The 17,675-nt window shown below is 68.9% G+C and carries 14 protein-coding genes and 1 pseudogene; 11 read left to right on the forward strand and 4 right to left on the reverse strand.

The window, feature by feature from the left end; translation table 11 throughout:
• Together VF794_RS25360 and VF794_RS25365 are read left to right on the forward strand one after the other, a co-directional pair.
• Positions 1-470 (forward strand): CarD family transcriptional regulator (locus VF794_RS25360; RefSeq protein ID WP_331114707.1); only part of this gene is annotated, 470 nt, incomplete at its 5' end.
• Positions 471-538: 68 nt separating this feature from the next.
• Entirely contained in the window at positions 539-1,183 is a 645-nt protein-coding gene (locus VF794_RS25365) for a hypothetical protein (protein WP_331114709.1), read from the forward strand.
• Between the two features lie 18 nt (positions 1,184-1,201).
• Here VF794_RS25365 and VF794_RS25370 read toward each other — a convergent pair whose 3' ends face one another.
• A complete protein-coding gene (locus VF794_RS25370; RefSeq protein ID WP_331114710.1) occupies positions 1,202-2,602 on the reverse strand; it encodes an FHA domain-containing protein in 1,401 nt (466 codons plus the stop codon).
• A gap of 201 nt (positions 2,603-2,803) precedes the next feature.
• On the opposite strand from VF794_RS25370, the gene cysS reads away from it, so the two are divergent.
• The 6 genes from cysS to VF794_RS25400 all read left to right on the forward strand — a co-directional run bounded on the left by cysS (position 2,804) and on the right by VF794_RS25400 (position 7,470).
• Positions 2,804-4,291 (forward strand): cysteine--tRNA ligase, encoded by a 1,488-nt coding sequence (gene cysS, locus VF794_RS25375; protein WP_331114712.1) that lies wholly within the window; start codon positions 2,804-2,806, stop codon positions 4,289-4,291.
• A gap of 9 nt (positions 4,292-4,300) precedes the next feature.
• Positions 4,301-4,660: a hypothetical protein gene (locus VF794_RS25380; protein ID WP_331114714.1), complete on the forward strand. Its 360-nt coding sequence runs from the start codon at positions 4,301-4,303 to the stop codon at positions 4,658-4,660.
• 109 nt (positions 4,661-4,769) lie between these two features.
• A complete protein-coding gene (locus VF794_RS25385; protein WP_331114716.1) occupies positions 4,770-5,498 on the forward strand; it encodes an alpha/beta hydrolase in 729 nt (242 codons plus the stop codon).
• A 125-nt stretch (positions 5,499-5,623) separates the two neighbouring features.
• Positions 5,624-6,487 carry a hypothetical protein gene (locus VF794_RS25390; RefSeq protein WP_331114718.1) on the forward strand — a complete coding sequence of 288 codons (864 nt, stop codon included), beginning with the start codon at positions 5,624-5,626 and terminating at the stop codon, positions 6,485-6,487.
• Entirely contained in the window at positions 6,487-7,137 is a 651-nt protein-coding gene (locus tag VF794_RS25395) for a M23 family metallopeptidase (protein WP_331114719.1), read from the forward strand. Before VF794_RS25390 ends, VF794_RS25395 begins: the two co-directional genes overlap by 1 nt.
• A gap of 159 nt (positions 7,138-7,296) precedes the next feature.
• Complete coding sequence (locus VF794_RS25400; RefSeq protein ID WP_331114721.1) at positions 7,297-7,470, forward strand: hypothetical protein; 174 nt, start codon at positions 7,297-7,299, stop codon at positions 7,468-7,470.
• Between the two features lie 49 nt (positions 7,471-7,519).
• Here VF794_RS25400 and VF794_RS25405 read toward each other — a convergent pair whose 3' ends face one another.
• Positions 7,520-10,522 carry a DEAD/DEAH box helicase gene (locus VF794_RS25405; protein ID WP_331114723.1) on the reverse strand — a complete coding sequence of 1,001 codons (3,003 nt, stop codon included), beginning with the start codon at positions 10,520-10,522 and terminating at the stop codon, positions 7,520-7,522.
• 106 nt (positions 10,523-10,628) lie between these two features.
• Between VF794_RS25405 and VF794_RS25410 the strand changes: the two genes are divergently transcribed.
• Both VF794_RS25410 and uvrA read left to right on the forward strand, forming a co-directional pair.
• Positions 10,629-11,534 carry a DMT family transporter gene (locus VF794_RS25410; RefSeq protein WP_331114725.1) on the forward strand — a complete coding sequence of 302 codons (906 nt, stop codon included), beginning with the start codon at positions 10,629-10,631 and terminating at the stop codon, positions 11,532-11,534.
• A gap of 11 nt (positions 11,535-11,545) precedes the next feature.
• Entirely contained in the window at positions 11,546-14,095 is a 2,550-nt protein-coding gene (uvrA, locus tag VF794_RS25415; RefSeq protein WP_331114727.1) for an excinuclease ABC subunit UvrA, read from the forward strand.
• Between the two features lie 239 nt (positions 14,096-14,334).
• Here the strand turns inward: uvrA and VF794_RS25420 are convergent.
• Positions 14,335-14,799: pseudogene (locus tag VF794_RS25420) on the reverse strand (formylglycine-generating enzyme family protein); the annotation flags it as partial.
• Between the two features lie 6 nt (positions 14,800-14,805).
• Between VF794_RS25420 and VF794_RS25425 the strand changes: the two are divergent.
• Complete coding sequence (locus VF794_RS25425; RefSeq protein WP_331114729.1) at positions 14,806-16,050, forward strand: acyl-CoA dehydrogenase family protein; 1,245 nt, start codon at positions 14,806-14,808, stop codon at positions 16,048-16,050.
• A 16-nt stretch (positions 16,051-16,066) separates the two neighbouring features.
• Here the strand turns inward: VF794_RS25425 and VF794_RS25430 are convergent, their stop codons facing one another.
• Positions 16,067-17,632 (reverse strand): protein adenylyltransferase SelO, encoded by a 1,566-nt coding sequence (locus VF794_RS25430; RefSeq protein ID WP_331114731.1) that lies wholly within the window; start codon positions 17,630-17,632, stop codon positions 16,067-16,069.
• Between the last annotated feature and the right edge of the window lie 43 nt (positions 17,633-17,675).

A 17,675-nucleotide genomic window follows, 5' to 3' on the forward strand; every position in this document is an offset into this window, starting at 1 on the left:
ACAAAGCGGTGTATCCCGGGCAGGGCGTTGGCGAAGTGATGGGGATTGAGCACACCGAAGTGGCCGGGCAGCGCCAGTCCTTCTACGTGCTGCGCATCCTGGAGAATGGGATGCGGATCATGATCCCAATCAACAAGGTGGGCTCGGTCGGCCTCCGAGAGATCATCAGCGAGGACGATGTCAAGCAGGTCTACTCCATCCTTCGCGAGAAGGACATCTCGGTCGACTCCACGACGTGGAATCGTCGCTACCGGGAGTACATGGAGAAGATCAAGACGGGCTCCGTCTTCGAGATCGCCGAGGTTCTCCGCGACCTGTATCTGCTGAAGGGCGACAAGGATCTGTCCTTCGGTGAGCGCAAGATGCTGGATACGGCGCGCTCGCTGCTCATCAAGGAGCTGTCGCTGGCCAAGGACTGCACCGAGGAAGAGATCGAGTCGGACCTGAAGAAGATCTTCAACATCGCCTGACCCCCTCGCGCCCCTGGCGCGGAGGTAGAAAGCCCCGGTTCCCCGAAGATGGGAGCCGGGGTTTTTTCATGTCCAACGAGTCGCGACGGCAGGAGGAGCGGGACGAGCGCATCGCGGCGCTGGTGGCGGGGCTGCGTGGGCGTGGGGTGGGGGTGAGGGCGCCGGTGATGGTGCTGGCGATGGTGGTGGGCGGGGTGCTGCTGGGGATGTTGTGGAAGGACCTGGCGTACTTCTTCTCGTCGAGGACGCCGCTGACGTTGGGGGCGGAGGGGGCGTACCGGTACGAGGCGCTGGAGTCGAACCGCTACGTGCAGGTGCACGGAATCCCCACGGCGCGAGGGGCGTACGGGCGCGAGGGGGAGGACGTGTACGTGGTGGTTGGACTGCGCGATTCACCCTTCCTGGTGCGGCGGCGGGCGTTGCCGGGGGAGGAGTGGTCTCCGGGAAAAACCCCACGCCAGCCGGACCAGAGGCCCTTCGGGGTGAGGGGGCGGCTGCTGGCGGAGGAGGATGCGGGACGCTACCGGGAAGGCTTCAAGCTCCTGAGGGAGCTGGGGGAGGTTCAGCCGAGGGGCGGCGGACTGTGGATGGTGGTGGAGGGCGACCGACCGGGAGCGGACGTGGGCGTGCCCTTCGTGGCCCTGGTGCTGCTGACGTTCATGCTGGGAAACGCCGCGCTGCTGCTCCGGAGCCTCGAACGAAAACCGGGGTGAGCCCCGGTTCCCCCGTGCCTACGGTTCGCTTCCCCGGCTGCTGCCGTCCTGCAACTGCGCCTGCGTGAGGGCCTTGCGGATCCTCGGCGCATAAGAACTCCAGCCCTTGGAAATCTCCTGGTCGAGCTCGAGCGCGGCGGAGAGGTGCTGGATGGCGGAAGCGGAATCTTGAGCGGACAGCGCGGCGTTGCCGGCGTTCCACTCGTCGCGGAATCGGGCGAGTTGGACCGCCAGGGACTCGAGGCGCGCAGCGCGGGCGAGGGTGAGGGCGGCCTCGACGTTGCCGGCCTCGAACCGGGAGAGGGCCTCTGCCTCTGCCTCGAGGCTGGAGACCGGGGCGGGACTGGACGCGGAGGCGGAAGCGGGAGCGGGCTTCGCGGCGACCTTCCGGGCCCCCGACTTCGCCTGGGCAACCACCTCACGCTGCCTCGGGGCGGGCTCCTTGCCCTTGCCCTTGCCGTTCTGGGCGATGGCCTGGGCACTCAGGGGAGGCGGGCCGGAGTCGCTCCGGGCCTCGCCACCGGGAGCCGGGGCAACGGGCGGGGGCTCGGCGATGACCGTCTCTTCCGTAACGGGCGAGGCCACGACCGGCGTCTCGGACGCGGGCTCCGGCTGCTCCTCGGGGGCGATGGCCTCCGGCTCCTCGACGAGCTGGGTGGCCTGGACCTGTGCGGTGGGCTCCTCGGGGGGCGCCGTCCTGGAGCGCACGTACCGCACGGCGGCGAGCGTGAGGAACACGGCGACGAGCGAGCCCGCGGCGACGGCGAGCAGCATGAGGCGGCGGGAGCTCATGCGGACGCGGAGCGCGGAGGAGGGGGAGCGGCGGGGGGCCTCGGGAGGGCGCTCGGGGGTGGGGCCCGGCCCGCGCACCCGGAGGAGCGCATTGCCGAGGGCGAGCTCATCACCGGGGTAGAGCTCGATCTCCCCTTCGGGGCGGACGCGGTTGACGTAGGAGCCGTTCTGGCTGCCGAGGTCCTTGAAGAAGAGCCGGTCGCCGCGGCGGGTGAGCTGGGCGTGGCGGCGGCTGATGGAGGGGTGCTGGAGGCGCAGATCGCACGAGGAGGCGCGGCCGAACACGAGCACGCCCTGCTTCACGGGGAGCAGCTGACCGGCGCCGGGGCCTCGCTCGACGTAGAGGAAGGCGGGGGAGTGGCCGGGGTCCTCGTACTCGCCGGAGTCGAAGCGGGTGGGAAGCTCCCGATCCCGGCTCTCGCGCGAGGCGCCTCCGGGGCCGCGGCGGGGGCGGCGGCGGGGCCCGGCGGGGTACTGGGGGACGCGCTGGGGGCGGGGGTCGTCCGCCTGGAGCGGCGCGACCTCATCATCGTCGAAGGGGAGCTCCACCTCCGGCTCCGGGCGCGACGCCGAATCCCCCGGGGCGCGGGGCGAGCGGGGCGGGCGCTTGGGATTGGGAGGGGTCATGGGGGGCATTCTCCCAGATTGACGGCCAGGGGGGACAGGGGAGAGGGCAGGGGAGCGGAAGGATAGTCGTTTTTCGACGGACCGGAGTGCTCAAGGGGCGGCAGTGTTGATTGTCCTGTCAGGCACTTGTGGTCCGGGCCGTGGGGAAGTCCTAGAGTCCGGCGTTCCAATCCTGGACCGTACAGCGGGAGGTTCGAGCACGTGGCCGCGGCGTCGATTCGACTCTTCAACACGATGACGATGCAGAAGGAGCCCCTGGAGCCGGCGGTGCCGGGCAAGCTGGGGGTCTACGTCTGCGGCCCGACGGTCTACAGCTACGTCCACATCGGCAACGCGAGGACGTTCACCTCGTTCGACGCGGTGGTGCGCTACCTGCGCTACCGGGGCTTCCAGGTGACGTACGTGCGCAACTACACGGACGTGGAGGACAAGATCATCAAGGCCGCGCACGAGACGGGCGAGGAGCCGCTGGCGCTGGCGGCGCGCTTCGTGGAGATCTTCCGCGAGGACGCGCGGGCGCTGCACCTGCTGGAGCCGGACGTGTCCCCGAAGGTGAGCGATCACCTCCCGGAGATCCTCCGCATCATCGAGAAGCTGGTGGAGCGGGGCGTGGCGTACGAGTCGCAGGGAGACGTGTACTTCTCGGTGAGGAACTATCCGGAGTACGCGAAGCTGTCGAAGCGCAACGTGGACGATCTGTGCGCGGGCGATCGGGTACAGCCGGGCGATCAGAAGCGGGAGCCGCTGGACTTCGCGCTGTGGAAGGCGGCGAAGCCGGGCGAGCTGGCCTGGGACAGCCCCTGGGGCAAGGGTCGTCCGGGCTGGCACATCGAGTGCTCGGCGATGAGCGCGCGGTACCTCGGGGAGACGTTCGACATCCACGGAGGCGGGTTGGATCTGATCTTCCCGCACCACGAGAACGAGATCGCCCAGAGCGAGGGGGCGAGCGGGAAGACGTTCGCGCGCTACTGGATGCACTGCGGCTTCCTCGATCTCGAGGGGGCGAAGATGTCCAAGTCGCTCGGGAACGTGGTGCGGCTGCGGGACGCGCTGGCGCAGGTGGATCCGGAGGCGCTGCGCTTCTTCTTCCTGTCGACGCACTACCGGCACCCGCTGAACTTCTCGGACAAGGCGCTCGCGGACGCCGAGCAGCGCATGGAGTACTTCTACGAGACGCTGCGCAAGGTGGACGAGCGCGTGAGCGGGAAGGACTTCGGCAAGGGCGCGCTGTACGGCGAGCCGAACAAGTTCCTCACCGAGTTCGAGTCGCAGATGGACGACGACTTCAACACGGCGGGAGCCCTGGGCGCGCTGTCGGGCCTGTTCGCGCAGCTGAACGAGCTGACGGACAAGCCGCCGGTGAAGGACAAGGCGCAGGTGGGGCGGACGCTCCAGGCTCTCCGAGAGGACGTGCGGAAGGTGTCGGGGGTGCTGGGCCTGTTCGAGGACGACCCGGCGGGCTGGCTGCTGCGTCGGCGCGAGCGGGCGGTGAAGGAGCGCGGCATCGACGTGGCGAAGGTGGAGGCGCTGCTCCAGGCGCGTACGGACGCCCGCAAGGCGAAGAACTTCGCCGAGGCGGATCGGGTGCGCGAGGAGCTGAAGGGGCTCGGGGTGGAGATCATGGACACGGCCGGGGGCACGGTGTGGAAGGTGGCCCCGGTAGCGCCCCCGGAGCAGCCGAGCGCGTAGCCCACCGCCGTGAAACTCGAGCGCCACGTCGGAGGACTGTCGCTCGCGCGCAAGGCCCACTACCTGCGCGCGAGGGGCTGGCGCGAGGAAGAGGGGGGCTGGGCGAGTGAGATCTTCGGCCTGCTCCCGCTGGCCAAGGCCGTTCACCACCAGCTCACCGACGACCTCAGCCAGGCGCTCCGCGAGCGGGGGTGGCAGGTGCTCGGGTTCTCGGAGCGGGGCTATGTGCGGATGCGCGAGGGGGAGCACGGCAAGCCCTGTTCGCTGCCGAAGGCGCTGCGCACCCAGGCCCGCCGCGAGAAGCGGCCCGTCGCCGAGTTGACCTATGCGCTATTCCTCGCGGCACTGCTCGACGTGGACGGCGCGTAAGTAGGGCAGACTTGGAAGATGGCCCTGGCCTGTACCGGGGCCGGGAGCCAAGACAATGAAACACAAGGAACCGAAGACGGTGACCGTACCCGGAGTCGCTGGGCGCCTGATGGCGACAGTCGAAGGCGACGGCGGCATCCCCCTCCTCTTCGTGCACGAAATCTCTGGCGATCGGACGCACTGGGCCGAGACGCAGCACGGCCTCGCGACCCGCAGCGTTGCCTTCGACCTGCGCGGGCTGGGCGAGAGCGGTGGCGGCCATGGCCCCTTCGGCGTGGAGGCCGCGGTGGAGGATGTCGCCGCCGTTGCCGACGCGCTGCTGCCCGAGAAGTTCGTCCTGGTGGGCCACGGCTTCGGGGGGGCGGTGGCCGGGGCCTTCGCCTCGTACTATCCCGAGCGGCTCGCCGGGCTCCTCTATGTCGAGCCGGTGGGAGACCTGCGCCGTCTGCCGAAGTCCGATGTGGACGCCTGGCTCGAGAACTTCAGCGAGGCGAAGTATGGCGGCTTCCACGAGCACTGGCTCGTGCCGCTCCTCCTCAAGGCGAAGGAGCACACGCGCGCCCTGGTGATGAAGTCGCTGCGCACCTCACGGCGAGAGGCCATCGCCGGAAACATGGAGTCGCTCGTCGGCTACAACCCGGACGAGGCCTTCGAGCGCTTCAAGGGACCCACCCACGCGCTGGTGGCCGACACCGGCCCGGAAACGCTGGTGGCCCAGCGACCCTCGCTGACCCACTCCGTGCTGCCGAACGCGAGTCATTGGCCGATGTTGGACTCGCCCCAGTGGTTCCACACGGAACTGGTCCGCTTCCTCGGCCATTGCAAGCACGAGCACTAGCTCCCGCGGTGGCATCAGCGGGAGGGGAACAAACCGATTGATTGGTTTTCAAAAGAATTGTTGATAATTCTTGGAAATCAGGTAATCAATCACTCGCAGCACATTCCCCCCTCCCCTGGTGTCAGATGAAAAAACTCGTTTTGTCCATCGCGGCGTTGACGCTGGCAGCCACCAGCGCCATGGCGGCGGAGCGCATGAACCCGGCGGATCGCCGCCGTATCGACAAGGCGCGTGAGCGCATCGTCCCCGCCGTCGCGAAGGAGTTCGGGCCCAAGGCCCGGTTCGTCCACCTCTTCGGTCAGGGTCGCAACATGATGGCGGGTGTCCTCGCCGAGATCCCGGAGCAGCCGCAGGCGACGGACGACGTGCCACTGCTTGCCATCGTTCAGTACGACGAGCCGACCGGCGCGGTGCGCGTGGTGGCTCGCGAGTTCAAGTACCGTGAGGCGCGCGCGGTGGGTCCGAGCGTGGCGCTGCTGGACGGAGAGGGCAACCTGCGCCTGCGCGAGCCCAACGGTCGCGAGCGGCTGCTGGCCCAGAAGGTGGGCGGAGATCTGTTCCCGACGGCCAAGGGTGACGCGCTCGTGGCCACGCTGATGAGCAACGACGAGGGGCACGAGACGTCCGTGGGCATCATCGACCTGAACGGTCGCGTGAAGGTGCTGGCGGATGGGCCCGGAATCGACGCGACGCCCACGATCTCCCCGGATGGCAAGACGGTGGTCTTCGTGTCGGCCCGGACCAGCGTGGCGTCGTTCTACGTCACGACGGTGGAGGGCGGGGAGTCCAAGCAGCTCACCAACGTCGGGCTGGAGAACTACATGCTGTTCGGGGGCGCTCCGGCGACTTTCATCCCCCCGCCCGTTTCGAGTCACCACATGGAGTGGTTGAACGACGACGTGCTTCGCTACAACGCGGGCGGCGGCGAGTTCTGGAAGATCAACGTGCGGACGGGCCAGGCGGCTCCGGATCTGGGAGGTGCGCAGTGATGACCATGATGAAGAAGCTCGCCACGACGCTGCTCTTCGCGCTGCTGGCCATTCCGGCGGTCTCCTCGGCGCAGACGGTGAAGTTCCGCTTCCCCATGTCGCAGCTCGCGGACCAGTGCGGCAACGGTGGCTGCTTCGTGAGCGCGTACAAGGATTACGGTGGCAGGGACTACGCTTGTGGGAGCGTGCGCTACAGCGGCCACACGGGTACGGACTACGCCTTGAACGGCGGGTTCAGCAAGATGGACTACGGCGTCTGGGTCATGAACGCCGCCGCTGGCGTCATCGAGTCCACGGCGGATGGTTACTACGACCGGTGCAACTACTGGGATCAAGCCAACCCGTACGCCGCCTGCGGCCTCTACACGGCCAACTACATCATCATGCGGCACGCGGATGGCACCAAGACCAAGTACTGGCACCTGATGAAGTACACGCAGCAGTTCGCCAGGAACACCTCCGTTGCCTGCTCTTACTGGATCGCGCGGGCGGGCTCGTCCGGTGCCTCCACGGGGCCGCACCTGCACTTCGAGTACTGGGTGCCCAACTACGGCATTGATGACCCGTACGGCGGTTCCTGCGGGACGCCCTATTCGATGTGGACCTCGCAGGGGGCGTACCGCGGCCTGCCGGGCATCGCCTGTCAGTAGCAGGCGGGTGTTGAGGTAACAGGCAAGGAGTCGGGTGGAGGCGCCGGGCCATGGTGCCGGCGCTTCGCCCTTCGGAAAAGCAACAGAGCCCGGCCCTTCCACCAGAAGAGGATCGCCAGGTGCGCTACGGTGGCCGCCTTCATCACGCCTCAGGACACCATGCCGACCGACGACAAGAAGAGCACGACGAAGAAGGCCACGAGCGCGGAAGCGAAGCCCGCGGCTACCAAGGCGAAGCCCGAAGCCACCAAGAAGGTCCACAAGGCCGGCAAGCCGTCCAACACCTTCCTGGCGGAGAATCCGCCGCCGAGGATGCGCGGCAAGCGCAAGTAGCGAGGGCACTGGAGGGACATGGCCCGAGAGGATGTCGGGCCCCTCCCGGTCAGTCGAGCAGCTGCATGAGGTCGGCGCGCGTGATGGCAGCGGCCCCGGAGGCGCCGCCCAGCGCGGACTCGAAGAGCGCGCGCTTCTTCTCCTGGAGGGTGAGGATCTTCTCCTCCACCGTGCCCCGCGACACCAGCCGGTACACCATCACCGGCCGCTGCTGGCCGATGCGGTGCGCGCGGTCCGCGGCCTGCGCCTCCACGGACGGGTTCCACCACGGGTCCACGAGGAAGACGTGGTCCGCCGCCGTGAGGTTGAGCCCCGTGGCCCCCGCCTTGAGTGAAATGAGCATCACGGGGGGGCCGTTCGGGTCCTGGAACGACGCGGCCACGGCGCCGCGGTTGCTCGTGCCGCCATCCAGCCGGATGAAGCCGATCCCCGCCTCCTTCAGCGCCGGCTCGATGAGGTCCAGCATGGACGTCCACTGCGAGAAGACGAGCGCCTTGTGCCCGTCCTCCACCGCCGTGCCGAGCGCCTCGAGCAGCGCCTGCACCTTGGAGGACGTCTGCGCCTGCTGTCCCGGCACGAGGGCGGGGTGGCAGGCCGCCTGACGCAGCCGCAGCAGCGCCTCCAGGGCCTTCAGCACGCTGCCGCCCTCCTCGAGCTGGGACACCACCTCCTCGCGCGTGGCGGCATACACCGCGTCATAGACGGCGCGCTCCCGCTCGGAGAGGGTGACGTGCCGCACGGCCTCGGTGCGTGGCGGGAGCTCGGGCGCCACGTCCCGCTTGAGCCTGCGCAGCACGAAGGGGCGGATGCGCGCGCGCAGCTGCTCGGCCGCTCCCTTCTGGTTGTCCGATACGGGCCGCGCCCACCGCTCCTCGAACTCCTTGCGCCCCCCGAGCAGCCCCCGGTTGGTGAAGTGCATCAGGCTCCAGAGCTCCTCGAGCCGGTTCTCGATGGGGGTGCCGCTCAAGGCCAGTCGGAAGGAGGCCTGGAGCCCGTACGCCGCGCGCGCCACCTGGCTGTCCGGATTCTTGATGGCCTGGGCCTCGTCCAGCACCACCGTGTCCCATGTCTTGGCCCCGAGGACCTCCGCGTCCAGGCGCAGCAGCGCGTAGGTGGTGAGCGTCACATCGGCCGTCTCGTCCAGGGCGCGGCCGGGGCCGTGGTAGACGGAGACCTTCAGCGAGGGACGGAAGCGCTTCAGCTCCGCCTCCCAGTTGGGAAGCACGCTCGTGGGGGCCACCACCAGCGTGCCCGGCCCCAGCGTACAAATGGTCTGGAGCGTCTTGCCGAGACCCATGTCGTCCGCGAGCACCCCGCCGAGGCCCGCCTGTCTCAGGAATGTGAGCCAGCTGACGCCCTGGAGCTGGTAGGGGCGCGGCGTCGCGGTGAGGTCCTCCGGCAGCCGCACCTCCGGTAGCTTCTCGAAGCCCTGTACCAGGGGCGCCAGCCGCTCGAGCCCGGGCGGGGCAGGGTGCTCCAGCGCGTCGCACAGTCCGGTGAGCTGCGGAATGGCGTGGTTGGCGAGCCGCCCGTCCGTCCCGCGCGCGGCCAGCAGGTCCGCCACGCGCTGGCCGTGCGTCTTCAGCCAGGCGGTGGGCAGTGGCGCCCATCCGCCGCCCTCCAGCGGCACCAGCCCGAGCCCTTCCTCCCAGGCGCGCATCACCGCGCCCGCGTCCACCGAGCGCGGCACGCCCGGTTCCGTCCCCTCCACCTGGAAGTCGAGCGAGAAGCCCACCCGCGGCACGCCCGCCTCCGTGGCGCCCGCGTCCACCGTGAGCGTGGGGCGCAACTGCACGTGGGGGCTCACCACGCGCGCCGCGTCTCCGGTGAGGCCGCCACGCCAGCGCCGCAGCTTGTCGGCGAGCTGCACCGCCTCCTGTCCTTGCACCGTCACGCGCCGGCCGGGCACCATGTTCAGCTCGTCGCGCAGCTGGTGGATGAGCTTCTGCTCGGCGGCCTCGTCGCGTACGGGCACCGCACCCTTCAGGTACACCATGCGCCCGTTGTCGATGCGTACCGAGGGCGGCGAGCCGTACACCAACGTGGGCAGCACCGAGAGGCCGGAGTCCAGCTGGTTGAGCTCCACGGAGATGCGCGGCTTGAGCGCGCGGTCGATGGGCGGCAGCCGCTGGCTCTTCACGTCCACCGGCATGCGTCGCGCGAAGTCCGGCAGCACCTTTCCGGTGAGGTCCCCCATCTGATCGGGCGAGAAGACGCGCTCCTGTGGCAGCTTCTCCAGCCACGCACCGGTGAGGGTCTGCTCGCCGAGCCGGCAGAGCGTGCCCCCGCTCACCGCCACCCCGGGGCTCACTACCTCGGTGACGCGCGGGTCCCTCTCCACCTTGAGCACCGTCTGCTCGCCGCGATCCTCCACGGTGACGCGCGGAAGGAGGGGCTCGCTCGAGACGGACACGAGCACGCCGTCGAAGAGCACGGTGCGCGCGGGCTCCAGCACGCGCAGGAGCGCGTCGAGCCGCTCGGGCGGAAGCGCGCCCCTGGTGGGCCGTGCCAGCAGCTTGTCCGCGAGCAGGTCGCACGGCTCCACCTGGATCCGGGCCGCCTCCACGGGGTTGGCCAGCACCGACGCCAGGCTGCGCGCCAGGAGCCGCGCGGTGTTATCCGGACGTACCAGCAGACGTTCGAGCTGAAGTCCCCCCTCCACGCGCTTGAACCGGTAAACCATGCGCTCCGGCTTCGGCGCGGTACCCGGGCGCGGGCCGGCCTGGGTCGCGGGAGCGCGCTGTGCCAAGGGTGCGCGCTGGGCGGGTGCGCGCTGGGTCACTGAGTGGTGGAGCATGATGGCCGCCGCCACCACGTGCTCGCAGGGGTCCACGCGGCCGCGGCAGTCACACTCCCAGACATCGTCCTCCGGGTAGAGCACGGTGGTCAGCGGGGCGGGTCTGCCGGTGGCGCGCACCCGCAGTACGGCCTCTTCCTCACCGACGGACTGCACCGAGACGGCACCCGCGCGAGCCAGGGCCATCCCGGCGGACCAGGTGTCCGGGCGCGCTTCCCCCCGGACGGTTTCAAGTAGCTCGGCGGTCACGGACATAGAGGACACTCTCCCTATCCCCGAGGCGGGCCCCGCGCAAAATCTGGAGCGCCTGGGGTCGCCGTACTGGTAGAGCGAAGCCAAGGCACGAAAGGACCGCTCCGCCGTGACCGCATCCCGCTCGCCCGCCGCCGGGACACTGCTCGCACTTGCCTCCGCCCTGGCGTTCAGCTCGCTCGCCGTGTGGGGGAAGCTCGCGCAGCAGCTTCACCTCCCGACGTACACGCTGCTGCCGTGGCGGTTCGCCCTGGTGGCGCTCGTCTTGTTTGGCTCCGGCGCGGCGCGCGGGCCCTTCACCCGGCGGGACCGGTGGGTGATGGTGGCGAATGGGGGCCTCTACACGCTCGCCACCACCTGCTACTTCCTGGCGCTGGCGCGGATCTCCGCGGGAGCCACCGGGCTGCTGCTCTACCTCGCCCCCGCGTTCGTCGTGCTGTACGTGTGGCTGCTGGGGCGCAGGCCCCATGGGGCGCAGCTCGTCGCGGTGGCCCTCACCGCCATCGGGCTGGGGCTCGTGGTGGGCCTCCCTGGCGCTGGTGACCGCGATGTACTCGGGCTGGGCTTCGGGGTGCTGACCGGTGCCCTCTACGGCGCGTACCTGCTGTTCAGCGAGCGCTACCTGCACTACCCGCCGCTCGCCGCGACGGCCTGGCTCACCTTCTCCTCGGCCATCGGGTTCGGCGTCATGGGCGCGCTGACGGGCACGCTCGGGGTGCCCGCTGGTGCCGCCGCGTGGGGGGTGGTCGCCGCGACGGCCCTCTTCCCCACCTTGCTCGCCGTGCCGCTGCTGTTCATGGCCATCCGCCGCATCGGCGCGGCGCGCACCAGCGTCCTCGCGACCACCGAGCCGCTCTGGACGGTGCTGCTGGCGTTCCTGGTGCTCGACGAACCGCTGCGCGCGAGCACGCTCGCCGGGGGCGCGCTCATCCTCGCGGGTGCGCTCCTCGCGCAGCGCGCGCCGCCGGGCGAGCAGAAGTCGGAAGTGGAAATCACTCCGCCAGCCGGATTGTAACCGAGCCTCCCATGCCCAAACGCAACAGAGACCATTCCAAGGGCACCTCTCTCGGCGGAGTACCGGGGGTCGTCAAGGTGCGTGGCGCCCGCGAGCACAATCTCAAGAACGTCGACGTCGACATCCCACGCGATGCCCTGGTCGTGTTCACGGGCGTGTCTGGCTCGGGTAAGTCGTCGCTCGCGTTCGGGACGCTCTACGCGGAGGCGCAGCGGCGCTATTTCGAGTCCGTGGCCCCCTATGCGAGGCGCCTGATTGATCAAGTGGGCGTGCCCGAGGTCGATTCCATCGAGGGTCTGCCCCCGGCGGTGGCCCTCCAGCAGCAGCGTGGCTCGCCAACGACCCGCTCCTCCGTGGGCAGCGTCACCACGGTGTCGAACTCCCTTCGCCTGCTCTACTCGCGCGCCGGAAACTATCCGCCCCACCAACCGCATCTCGAAGCGGAAGCGTTCTCGCCCAACACGCCAGCGGGGGCCTGTCCGCGGTGCCATGGGCTCGGCCGGATCTACGAGGTGACGGAACGCTCGCTGGTGCCGGATGACTCGCTCACCATTCGCGAACGGGCAATTGCCGCGTGGCCCCCGGCGTGGCATGGCCAGAACCTTCGCGACATCCTCGTCACGCTGGGTTACGACGTCGATCGTCCCTGGCGCGAACTCTCCCAGAAGGATCGAAACTGGATTCTCTTCACGGAGGAGCAGCCCACCGTCCCGGTCTATGCCGGCTTCACCCCCGCTGAAGTTCGTCAGGCACTCAAACGCAAGGAGCCTCCCAGCTACATGGGGACGTTCACGAGTGCCCGCCGGTATGTGTTGCAAGCCTTCGCCACCACGGAGAGCGCGTCGATCAAGAAGCGGGTGTCGCGGCACCTCTTGAGCACGGAATGCCCGATGTGCGAGGGCAAGCGGCTTCGTCGCGAGGCGCTCTCCGTGACCTTCGCGAGCCTCGACATCGGCGAGCTCTCGAGACTGCCGCTGACTCGCGTCGCCGAGGTACTGCGCCCCACGTCGGAGGGAACGGCACCTGGGGTGGCGAAGTTGAGGCGGGAGCATCCGGAGAAAGCGCTCGTCGCCGAACGGTTCGCCAGGGACCTCTTGGGGCGGATCAAGGTTCTGACCGAGCTCGGGCTTGGCTATCTCTCGCTCGAGCGCAGCACCCCGACCCTCTCTCCAGGAGAGCTCCAGCGTCTGCGGCTCGCCACCCAGATACGCTCCAATCTGTTCGGCGTGGTGTACGTGCTGGACGAGCCCTCCGCGGGGCTCCATCCGGCGGACACCGAGGCGCTCCTCGCGGCGCTCGAACAATTGAAGAGCGCCGGCAATTCACTCTTCGTGATCGAGCACGAAGTCGAGGTGATTCGCGAGGCTGACTGGATTGTCGATGTCGGACCGGCGGCGGGCGAGCAGGGCGGACACGTGCTCTACAGCGGTCCGCCCGAAGGGCTCGAGCGCGTGGAGGAGTCCCAGACTCGCCGCTATCTCCTCGAACACGACGAGGCGCCGAGACGGGCACCCCGCTCGCCCAGAGGCTGGCTTCGCCTGGAAGGCGTCAGCCGCAACAACCTGCACGAGCTCGACGTCGACTTTCCGCTGGGCGTGTTCACGACCGTCACCGGGGTCTCGGGCTCGGGCAAGTCGAGCCTCGTGAGTCAGGTGCTGGTGGAACTGGTGTCGAAGCAACTGGGCCACCCATTTGCCTCGGAGGAGGAGGAGGGTGAGGAACTGGAGCGCACGCCCACCCTCACCGTCGGAGGGCACATCACGGCTGGGATGGAAGGCGTCACGCGGTTGGTGCGTGTCGATCAGAAGCCGATTGGCCGTACACCGCGCTCCAACCTGGCGACGTACACGGGACTCTTCGACACCGTTCGAAAGCTCTTCGCCGCGACCAAGGCCGCACGCGCCCGTCGCTACGACGCGGGGCGGTTCTCGTTCAACGTCGCCAAGGGGCGCTGCGAGACCTGCGAAGGCGAGGGCTTCGTCAGCGTCGAGCTGATCTTCCTTCCCGATGTCTTCGCTCCCTGTCCCACGTGCCACGGTGCCCGCTACAACGCGAAGACACTGGAAATCCAATACAAGGACAAGAACATCGCCGACGTGTTGGGGCTGACGGTGGATGGGGCGTACGCGTTCTTCGCCGACGAGCCGCACCTGCGTCGTTCCTTGGGGGTCTTGCGAGAAGTCGGCCTCGGCTATCTGCGACTGGGCCAGCCCGCGACCGAGCTCTCCGGTGGCGAGGCCCAGCGGATCAAACTCGCGACGGAGCTGCAACGGGTGCAGCGCGGCAACACGCTCTACATCCTGGATGAGCCCACGACGGGACTGCATCCCGCGGACGTCGAGAAGCTCCTGGCGCAGCTCAATGGGCTGATCGAGCAGGGCAACACCGTCATCCTCGTCGAGCACGACATGCGCGTCGTCGCGCAGAGCGACTGGGTCATCGATATCGGTCCGGGTGCCGGTGACGAGGGGGGAAGGGTGGTTGCCGCCGGAATACCCGAAGAGGTCTCCAGATCGTCGGAGAGTCGCACCGCGCCTTTCCTCGCGCGATCCGTCAAGTGAACTTGCGTGTCCGCACCTTCAGGACGGTGCCGCGCGCCACCAGATAGGGCGCTAGCGTCTCCGTGGTCCGAGGGCCAGATGGGTTCCAGGTCGGGAAGCCCGCCTCTCACCGCTTCGTAACCGGGGTTCTTGCTCTTGCCGGACCAGAGAACCCACTCACCGGCTCCCGGCGCTGCTTCGATGCCCCGGTTCATGTCGTGTCCGGAGTCGGCCGCGTACTCCCATTCCATCTCCGTCGGCAGCCGCCCTCCCGCCCAGGCGCAGAATCGGCGGGCCTGCTCGTAATCCACGTGGTCGACGGGCAAGGTGGGCTGCGACGCTCGCTGGTGCCACGTGCTTTCGGGTCGCTGGTCTGGCTCCGAGCACTGCCCGGCGGAGACGCAGGCTTCGTACTCGGAGACGCTCGTCCGGTCGCGCATCATCCAGAAACCGGCCACCTTCGCCCGTACTCCCCGTTTCCCGCGCGCCTTCTCGCACGCCGACCGCGGCTCACAACCGAACGTGAAGGCTCCACCGGGCATCCAGACCCACCGGTCGTCAGGCACCGGCGAAGCCGGTCTTGGAGGAGGGCGGGAGGGGGCCTTCGGACCGGCGGAGACGCTGAGCGGAATGAAGCTGAGCGTCAGGATGATGATGAACGCGTTTCGCATCGACGACTCCTCGGCAATCTTCACTGGCTTCATCAATGGGACCGGTCGCATCATCCCCCCATGAACTTCGAGCCGACCGCCCGTTCCAAGGACTACCGCGAGCGCGTGCAGCGCTTCATGCGCGAGCACGTCGCGCCCGCCGAGGCGGTCTACGCCCGGCAGATGCAGGCCGGGCACCACGGCGACTGGCGTGGCTGGAGCGTGCCGCCGGTAATGGAGGAACTCAAGGCGCGCGCCCGCGCGGAGGGGCTGTGGAACCTCTTCCTCCCGGACGCGAAGCTGGGCGCGGGCCTCTCCACGCTCGAATACGCCCCCCTCGCCGAGGAGATGGGGCGCAGCTTCATCGCGCCCGAGGTCTTCAACTGCAACGCCCCGGACACCGGCAACATGGAGGTGCTCTACCGCTATGGCTCGCCGGAGCAGCAGGAGCGCTGGCTCGTGCCGCTGCTCGCCGGGGAGATCCGCTCGGTGTTCTGCATGACGGAGCCGGACGTGGCCTCCTCGGATGCCACCAACATGCAGGCCACGGCCGTGGTCGAGGGGGACACCGTGGTCCTCAACGGCAAGAAGTGGTGGTCCAGTGGACTGGGGCACCCGCGCGCGAAGGTGGCCATCTTCATGGCCCGTACCGCCGACCCCGCGGCCGACCGACACCACCAGCATTCAATGGTACTCGTCCCACTGGATGCGCCCGGCGTGGAGATCAAGCGCATGCTCCCGGTGTACGGCGAGTACGACGCACCCCACGGCCACGGCGAGGTGCACTTCGAGAACGTGCGCGTGCCGCTCTCCAACATGATCGGGGGCCCGGGCCGGGGCTTCGAGATCGCCCAGGGTCGCCTCGGGCCCGGGCGAATCCACCACTGCATGCGCTGCATCGGCGCGGCGGAGCAGGCTCTCGATCTGATGATCGACCGGGGCATGGCGCGCACGGCCTTCGGCAAGCCGCTCATCAACCTCGGCGGCAACCGCGAGCGCGTCGCCGAGGCGCGCATCGCCATCGACCAGGCACGGCTGCTCACGCTCTACGCGGCATGGAAGCTCGACGAGGTGGGCGCCCTGGGCGCGATGACCGAGATCTCCGCGATCAAGGTCGTGGCACCCAACGTGCTCCAGAAGGTGGTGGACGACGCCATCCAGATTCACGGCGGGGCGGGCGTCTCGCGCGACGACGGTCCGCTCGCCGGCTTCTTCGCCCAGGCACGCTCCCTGCGCATCGCCGACGGGCCGGACGAGGTGCACAAGGGGGTCATCGCCCGCATCGAGCTGGCCCGGCGGGGTCACTCGGGCAGGAAGTCCGAGTGACCGCTGCCGCCCCACGTCACGAGCTGCACGAGAGCGCCGAGCATCCGGGCTTCGAGCGCGCCCACTCTGGCCGTTTCGCCGCGTAGGCCTCGCGCCCCGGTTGCTCATCGAAGGGGCGGCGCATCACCTCGAGCAGCGTATGCACCTCGGTGTCATCGCCATTGTGTGCGGCGTCAATGGCCTGCTGTGCGAGCCAGTTGCGCAAGACGTACTTCGGATTCACCGCGTCCATCTGGCGTGCGAGTGTCTCGGGCGGCACCTCTTCGCGTCTGGTGCGCTGCCACCAGGTGGTCAGCCACGCGAGACCCTTGGCGACGTGCGCCTCCGGTGCCTCCCCGTAGAAGGCGTCGCGCACCACCCGCGGTAGCTCGCGGGGAGCCGTCGACGCGGTGACCACCTGGGACAGCCCGCGGAAGAAGAGGGTCATGTCCGTCTCGTACGCGGCCAGCCACTCGAAGCAGCCGTTCACCAGCGCGACATCGGCCTCGTCCGCGAGGGAAGACAACCCGAGTTTCGCCGCGAACCGCTGTGACATCTCGGCCATGAAGGTCTGCTGGTACTCGGCCAACCCATCCGCGAGCAGCGCTTCATCCTCGAGGAGTGGGAAGAGCGCGACACCCAGCCGTTCGACGTTCCACAGGCCGATGGCGGGCTGGTTGCCGAAGCGGTAGCGGCGCATGTCGGCGTCGGTGGTGTTGGGCGTCCATCCGGGGTCGAAGTTGTCCACCCACCCGTAGGGCCCGTAGTCGATGGTGAGGCCGAGGATGGACATGTTGTCGGTGTTCATCACTCCGTGCACGAAGCCCACCGCCTGCCAATGCGCGATGAGTCTGGCGGTGCGTCGCGCCACCTCGCGGAAGAAGGCGGAGTAGGTCTCCTTCGAGGGCTCACCGAGCTCGGGGAAGAAGTGCTTCAGGGTGTAGTCGGCCAGTTGCTTGAGCAGCCCCAGGTCATCGCGGCTGGTGCAGAGCTCGAAGTTGCCGAAGCGCAGGAAGCTCGGAGCGACGCGGCAGACGATGGCGCCGGGCTCGGGGGCGGGGTTGCCGTCGTAAAACATGTCGCGGACGACGGGCTCGCCGGTGGTGACCAGGGAGAGGGCGCGGGTGGTGGGCACGCCCAGGTGGTGCATGGCCTCGCTGCAGAGGAACTCGCGGATGGAGGAGCGCAGCACCGCACGTCCATCGGCTCGGCGGGAAGAAGGTGTCCGACCCGCGCCCTTGAGCTGTAGCTCGTACCGCGTGCCGTTGGGGGCGAGCAATTCCCCCAACACGATGGCGCGCCCGTCGCCGAGCTGCCCCGCCCAGTTGCCGAACTGATGGCCCCCGTAGTTGGCCGCGTAGGGCACCATGCCCGGCCACAGCGCGTTGCCCCCGAGCACCTGGACGAACTCGGCGGAGCGCAGGGTCTGCTCGTCCAGGCCGAGCAGGTCCACCACCTCCTGGGCGTACGCCACCAGTCGCGGCGCCGACACGGGGGTCGGCTGCACCTTCGACCAGAGCGCGCCGAGGACCTGGCGCGAGCGCGTGTCCTGGAGCGGGTCTCCGGGAGTCGAGTCGAGAAAGCGAGATGTGAAATGAGGCATTCGAGATGCATGCCTCCGGGGAGCCGTCGATGCAATGACATCG

The sequence above is a fragment of the Archangium sp. genome (genome assembly GCF_036389735.1).
GTDB lineage: Bacteria > Myxococcota > Myxococcia > Myxococcales > Myxococcaceae > Archangium.